This is a genomic window from Pseudoalteromonas sp. SR45-5, assembly GCF_014163565.1.
In the GTDB taxonomy this organism is placed as follows: Bacteria; Pseudomonadota; Gammaproteobacteria; order Enterobacterales; family Alteromonadaceae; genus Pseudoalteromonas; species Pseudoalteromonas distincta.
In genome coordinates this window covers 1-6345 of sequence record NZ_JACJDN010000200.1, presented here as the reverse complement: position 1 = coordinate 6345, position 6345 = coordinate 1, and the positions used below count along the sequence as shown (strand labels likewise).

Genomic DNA, 6345 nt, shown 5'->3' with positions numbered 1-6345 from the left:
AATCCAACGGCGCTTTTATAACATTCACTATAATTTGTCGGCCAATCCAAGCCTGTAAAACAGAGGCTAAAGTGACGCAAATAGCTTGTAAAAGCACATTAAAATGAAGAATATCTACAGTGTTATCAAGATGAATTAAGTTAGTACAGAAAGCACCAAGAATAAGACCAATAAATGACTTACGTCCCCAAATTAAAAAGCTCGCTAAAGCAATTCCTGAGGGCGGCCAAGAGGCGACCGCATAGCCATCTACAGAAAGAAGTGAGTTGCTAAAATACCCAGTAAAGAAGTAAGCACAAGCCAAGCTAAGGGTTAATATTAAAAACTTTCTCAAAGCTTGTGCTCCTGAACTACAAAAAATGCTAAGTAGTTATAGTGTAGTCATTTATTGATATAAAACGAGCGCCTTTTCTGCTTGTGCACTATTTTTATAACTCAACACAGCTTGTTCAGCGAACTGTTTTTTATTTTCACTATTCAGTGCTTTATCAAAAATTCTAGCTGCTAAGTCATAATCACCCTTAGCATTAGCAAGGCAAGCTAGCGCAAGTAATAGTGAATTATTTGAATCATCCTTCTTAAGCCGTTCTTGAATGCTTATTTGCAACTTAGCTGCATCAGCTGCTGTTGCTTTACTTAATATATTTGCAAGCTCTAAGTGTTGCTCATTGTGCTTAACCATTTTAATTAAGTCACTTTCAATAACAGCCAATTGACCTGCTTGCGCCATTTGCATTAAATATGCGGTGTGGGCATGAGCTTGCAGCTTTTTAGGCAGCTGTTTATATTTTTCACTCAGCTTGTCTGCATCCAACGCACTAAAATAAGCACTAAATAACTGCGTCCACTGTGCATCAGTAAGTGCTTTTTTGCGCAGTAAACGCGGCAAAAAGTCTTCCAGCGCACTAAAGTGTTGTTGCTGTACTAATACTTCTGCATAAAGTTTTAACTCAAGTGCGGTGGCTTTTTTAGCTTCTGCGCTAATACGCATTTGTGATTCAATCGCGCTACTATCGCCACTTGCCAACCATAGCTTTGCTACTTTTAATTGATGCTCTGGGCTTATTTCAAATAAACGCTCAAGTGCTTTATCTGTTTGATTATTAGCAAGCGCTGCTTTTGCAAGTAATGCTAAGCGAATATCTTCAAACTTATCTGGTACGCTATTACCCGATAAAGCCTGTTCTACGTGCTCGTAATCATCATTAATAGCACTCCAAAGAGCCTGCTCAATAGCTGCTTGTTTGCGCTCTTGGCTACGTGCAAAAAAGCCATGCTTAGTATTATGATAAATCGATAATAAATAACGAATTAACTTATATGTTAAATATAAAACAACAGAGGTAATGACTGCCATTATACAAAAAGATACTATCGTGCCTTCTATCGTCGTATTGTTAAATGAAATAAGTACATAACCTTTTTCATCTAGAACGAATGGAGTAACCGCTAGTACAACAACAATAGCTACAATTAAAATAATTAGCCCTATCATTGCGCCCACTCCTTAACCTTTTGTGTACTGTTTAAGGTTACTTTTGGATTAAAGTTAAGCTGCTCTTTTTCAAGTTTAGACAACGCTTTAAGTACCGTTTTAGTTGTATCATCGTCTTGCTTAAAGTACTCACCAACTAAACGTTTTGCTTCACTTAAGGCGCTAAAGAAAATACTCGCCTGCTTACTCATAAGTGCATCTTGTGCCTGAGTTATATTAAGCTTGATTCGTTGATTTATTAAATGGCGCTCTTGATCCGTAAGTAATGGCTCAATGGAAACACCCTCGTGCTGACGAATAGTAATAAAGCTATCCACAATTTTATTCCAGCTATTACTCAAGTTTTGCTGCCAATCACTCACATCACCACTTAAAGCATTTTCATCTATTGCAGCTGCTTCTTCTGGTAAATTAACTGCATTAAAAACTAAGTCGTCAATACTGCTTAGTACACTGTTTAGCTGTAAATAAATAGCCTCTGTTGCAACAGGTTTAAGGCTATCAAGTGTTTGTATATCTTGCATAATCGCTTGGCGAACTTCAACTGTTCCTGGATGCTCACTAAGTAATCCATCTAAGCGCTTTAAAACAGCACTAGTGCCTTGGTAGTCTTTTTCAGCCCATAGTTTAAACTCAGCCATACGCTGTAAGCTGGTTACTTCTTGCGGGTTTAACGATGAGCCTTGTTGCTGCGCCTTTTGCAAAGCCGCTTTTAGTTCTTGCTGATTTTGAACTGCACTTTCATTTAGGGCTGCGGCAACTTTTTCTTCACTATTAAACAGCGCTTGTTGCAAATTAGATTGCGCCGATTTAAGTGCTTGCAGCTCCTGGGTGAGTAACTTATTTTGCTCGCTTAACTCATTAACGGCTAGGTTTTGCGCCTTACCAGCATTTAATTTTTGATAAAACTCGTATCCAACACCAGAGGCCACAATTAACGAAATAAGAAGCGCAAGTACTGCAACCTTACTTATTTTTTGTTTACTTTTGTCTGCCGTATTTTTTGTAGCTGTAGGCTCTTGCTTAGTTGATTTAGCAGAGGTCGTGTTAGCTATTGTTGGTGTGGCTTTTTCTGCCGTTACTGGCTTTGACTGTTCGCTCATGTTGCTACCTTGCTGATTTATGCAGGTAAACATAGCATTATCGCTAGCCCCTGCTGCAATGTGTATATTAGCCGAACTTACCTGTTGCAGCTTTAAATAAGCGGCTATACGCTCGCTAGCAACATAAAATCGGCACTGTTGTAACCATTGTAGTTGGTCTGCAGTAAGGCTTTTAAATATAGCATCAACTGCTGCATTACTTGTTATGACTATACCGTGTACATTCTGGCTTTTCCAGTGGTCTGTCCAGTTAGAGGTGATACTCTCTGTCGGTTCACGTTTGTACACAACACAATTATTCAAAAAAGCACCGCGCTCTTTGAGCGTTTTAGCTAACTCAGGGCGGCCACCTTGGCCCTTAACTAATACTATATTACAGCCATCCACCTCGGCGAGTGATTTAAGCGCAAGTAACCCTTCGGAATCATACTGCTTTGGTACTGCTGCGCGCACACCAAATTGCTCATATATAACATCGGCTGTTTGTTGTCCAACCGCATAAAACTGCGCTTTGGTATTTATATCTGGTTTTAATTGCGAAAGTGCACTGACTGCATCTTGCGATATAAATATTATTTTATCTGCATTTAATAGCGGACTAAGCTCAGTGCTGGAGGGTGTTAAATGCGTTATTTTTAATACCGGAAATAAAGACGCCTGATAACCCGCTTGCTCAAGTTGCTGTGCAAGGGCTGCGCCTTTTCCTTCGGGCCGAGTTATCAGAATATGTGTCATTTATGCGTCTCTATAAACTTCAACTAATATTTTGTCTGCACCTTGAGCTAGTAATTTTTTAGCAAGCTCAATACCTAGTTTTTCTGCGTCATTTACATGGCCTGTTACTTCGTCACGTAAAATTTCGCTGCCATCAACAGCACCAACTAAACCACGTAAATGCACTTGTTCGCCATCAACCAATGCATAAGCACCAATAGGAACTTGGCAACCACCTTCTAAATAGCGATTCATCGAACGCTCTGCGTTTACGCGAATACGTGTTTGTGTATGCTCAAGTGGTGCAAGTAATGCTTTGGTTACTTCATCATCAATACGACATTCAATACCTACAGCGCCTTGACCATTTGCTGGTAATGACACTTCTGGCTCAATGTAGTCAGCAATACGCGACTCCATTTCTAAACGAATAAGCCCTGCAGCCGCTAAAATAATAGCATCATATTGGCCGTCATCTAATTTACCTAAACGCGTATTTACATTGCCGCGTAAATCACGAATATCTAAATCAGGGCGAAGTGCCTTAATTTGGCACTGACGGCGTAGGCTCGAAGTACCAACAATAGCGCCTTGTGGTAGCTCACTTAAATTAGCAAAATTGTTTGATACAAACGCATCGCGTGGATCCTCACGCTCACAAATAGTATGCAGTGCTAGCCCTTGAGGAAACTCTACTGGCACATCTTTCATAGAATGTACGGCAATGTCAGCTCGGCCATCTAGCATGGCTTGCTCTAGTTCTTTAACAAATAAGCCTTTACCGCCAATTTTGGCCAATGGCGTATCTAAAATAATATCCCCTTGCGTCGACATTGGGACTAATTCTACGCGCACATCTGCATGAAAACGCTCAAGCTCTGCTTTTACAAATTCGGCCTGCCAAAGTGCTAGAGCGCTTTTACGCGTTGCGATGCGTACTAATTTTGTTTTTTCTGTCATAGGGGTATCCAATTAATTACTGCGTTTAGCCAGTTTTAGTCAGCTAAAATTCTAAATTCTTTTTGGGCAATTAAATTACCTTGCTCATCAACTACATCAACACGCCAATGACCTGTTTGTGTGTTCATTATATTTTTTGTTGAGTACGTTCTGTAACGAGGCGAAGTAACATTAAGTGTAATTTCAGCCATCGTTTCACCTTCAAACGACCAAACATGCTTAACTTGCTGGCCTTGAAGGTTTTTAATCTCGCTAAAAAACGATAACCCTTCCTCAAACTGGCTTAACCTAATATCAGCAGCAAACACATTAGTAGGCTCACGCTTACTTACTTTACGAGTAAGTACCGCACGACTAATTTTACCCGTGTCTATTTGCGCGCCCAATGCCACACTTGCCACATGTGCTGTAGAGGAAAAACCTTCAGTGCCACTCAATGCGCCATCATCACTTTCTAACTCTAAAAGTAAGTCACTTTGACTAGCAGGCTCAGTTACGTTTTGGGCTTCTGCGGTTTCTTCTTGCACATCATTATCAAGGTTTGAGTTTAACTCTGTATTAATACTTTCGCTTTGATCAGTAACAATATCGTTGTTAGCCAACAAAGCCGGGGGATTATTTACAAGGTCTACTTCGGCAGGTGTATTACTTGAAATGCTTAGTTGAGTCTCATTTTGCTCAGCTAACAAAGGTTCAATACTCGCTTGAGTTACCTCTGCAGACTCAGCTGGGGTATTGTTTACTGATGATTGAGGCTCAACATCCATTACCTCATAGCTTGTTTGGTTTTCAGCGTTACTGCTGAAACTTAAGAATTGCTCCTGCTCATTTGGGTGCTCACCTTGCTCGGCATTTACCGATGCAGTTAGCCCATACACCACAGCAGCAGAGGTCATTGCTACCAACATAGAAATACTCACAATACGACGCCAGTGCCACTCATAACTAACTGTAGGTACAGTATTTTGTGGTTCGCGTTTAACATTTGCTTTAATTACTATTTTTTGACTCATATTGACCTCAGCGGCTCCAAAATTAGCTTAAACGGGCAATTAACCATTGACGAATAGCTTGCAGTTCTTCTGCGCAAACCTGATGAGCCATTGGGTAATCTTGCCAGCTTACATCCATGTTATGTGCTGTTAATACTTCATACGCACTTCTTCCCGCACTATGCGGCACTACGTTATCTTGGCTACCATGCGCCATAAAAACATTTAAATCAGTATGTTTTGCTTCGTCTGTAAATTTTTGTGGCACACACATATAAGTAGAAAGCGCCATAACGCCACCAAGCTTATGCTCAAAACGTGGCGCTAAATGTAGTGAAACAACGCCACCTTGTGAAAAACCAGCCAAAATAATTTTATTAGCAGGTATACCACTTTCAATTTCTTGATTAATAAGAACTTGAACTTTGTCAGCTGAATCTCTTACGCCTTGTTCATCGGCACGCTTATCTAATTCTATAGATTTAATATCGTACCAAGAGCGCATTTCCATACCACCATTTATGGTGACCGGTTGCACTGGCGCATGCGGAAATACAAATCGTATACCTAGCTCACTGGGTAAATTAAGCTGCGGTGCTACAGGTGCAAAACCATCACCTGAATCACCTAGGCCATGTAACCAAATTACCGTTGCTTTGTGTTCTGATTGTGCCGGGTATTCTACAAATTCTAAACTCATAGTGATGATTGCCACTTAATTTCTTGGCCTGCTTGGCGAGTAGATGCTTGGTTCATAAATTCCCAAAACTCAGCGCCAGAACGATTATCAATCCATTGACCGTCACGCATTTCAAAATGATGTCCGTTAAACTTAGTCGCAACCCATACTTGATGCAAAGGCGCTTGTTTATTAATTACAATTTTACTTTTATCAGCAAATATAATTTCTAAAATACCTTGTGCCGACTCATAATCTAAATCAGCTTCGCAATCATCAACTTGCTCTTCAATTGTGAACATAAGAGCTTCGGCTAATTGGTGATATTCGTGTTCAGTCATTGTAATTTTCCTTTGCAGGCGAGCCGCCTAATATTGGGTACATTTTAGCTTAAAATTAGCT

The 6345-nt window shown here is 40.2% G+C and carries 7 protein-coding genes; all 7 read right to left on the bottom strand.

The annotated features are described in order from the left end of the window. A partial coding sequence (locus tag H5072_RS09325; RefSeq protein WP_182693360.1) for an MASE1 domain-containing protein occupies positions 1-334 on the bottom strand: 334 nt, incomplete at its 3' end. Positions 335-385: 51 nt separating this feature from the next. Then, positions 386-1495, bottom strand: a complete 1110-nt coding sequence (locus H5072_RS09320; protein WP_182693359.1) for a heme biosynthesis HemY N-terminal domain-containing protein — start codon at positions 1493-1495, stop codon at positions 386-388. Next, on the bottom strand, positions 1492-3333 hold the full coding sequence (locus H5072_RS09315; RefSeq protein WP_182693358.1) for a uroporphyrinogen-III synthase: 1842 nt from the start codon (positions 3331-3333) through the stop codon (positions 1492-1494). The genes H5072_RS09320 and H5072_RS09315 overlap by 4 nt, the downstream gene beginning before the upstream one ends. Next, entirely contained in the window at positions 3334-4272 is a 939-nt protein-coding gene (hemC, locus tag H5072_RS09310; protein ID WP_182693357.1) for a hydroxymethylbilane synthase, read from the bottom strand. It abuts the gene before it with no gap. Between the two features lie 35 nt (positions 4273-4307). Then, positions 4308-5285 (bottom strand): DUF2914 domain-containing protein, encoded by a 978-nt coding sequence (locus H5072_RS09305; RefSeq protein WP_182693356.1) that lies wholly within the window; start codon positions 5283-5285, stop codon positions 4308-4310. Between the two features lie 22 nt (positions 5286-5307). Continuing rightward, positions 5308-5964 carry an alpha/beta hydrolase gene (locus H5072_RS09300; protein ID WP_058547700.1) on the bottom strand — a complete coding sequence of 219 codons (657 nt, stop codon included), beginning with the start codon at positions 5962-5964 and terminating at the stop codon, positions 5308-5310. Beyond that, positions 5961-6284, bottom strand: coding sequence for an iron donor protein CyaY (gene cyaY / locus H5072_RS09295; RefSeq protein WP_058547701.1), 324 nt, complete (start codon positions 6282-6284; stop codon positions 5961-5963). The genes H5072_RS09300 and cyaY overlap by 4 nt, the downstream gene beginning before the upstream one ends. Positions 6285-6345: the final 61 nt, after the last annotated feature.

Coding starts and splice junctions, on each gene's coding strand:
- H5072_RS09320 (WP_182693359.1), bottom strand. CDS start 1,495: ATGATAGGGCTAATTATTTTAATTGTAGCTATTGTTGTTGTACTAGCG.
- H5072_RS09315 (WP_182693358.1), bottom strand. CDS start 3,333: ATGACACATATTCTGATAACTCGGCCCGAAGGAAAAGGCGCAGCCCTT.
- hemC (WP_182693357.1), bottom strand. CDS start 4,272: ATGACAGAAAAAACAAAATTAGTACGCATCGCAACGCGTAAAAGCGCT.
- H5072_RS09305 (WP_182693356.1), bottom strand. CDS start 5,285: ATGAGTCAAAAAATAGTAATTAAAGCAAATGTTAAACGCGAACCACAA.
- H5072_RS09300 (WP_058547700.1), bottom strand. CDS start 5,964: ATGAGTTTAGAATTTGTAGAATACCCGGCACAATCAGAACACAAAGCA.
- cyaY (WP_058547701.1), bottom strand. CDS start 6,284: ATGACTGAACACGAATATCACCAATTAGCCGAAGCTCTTATGTTCACA.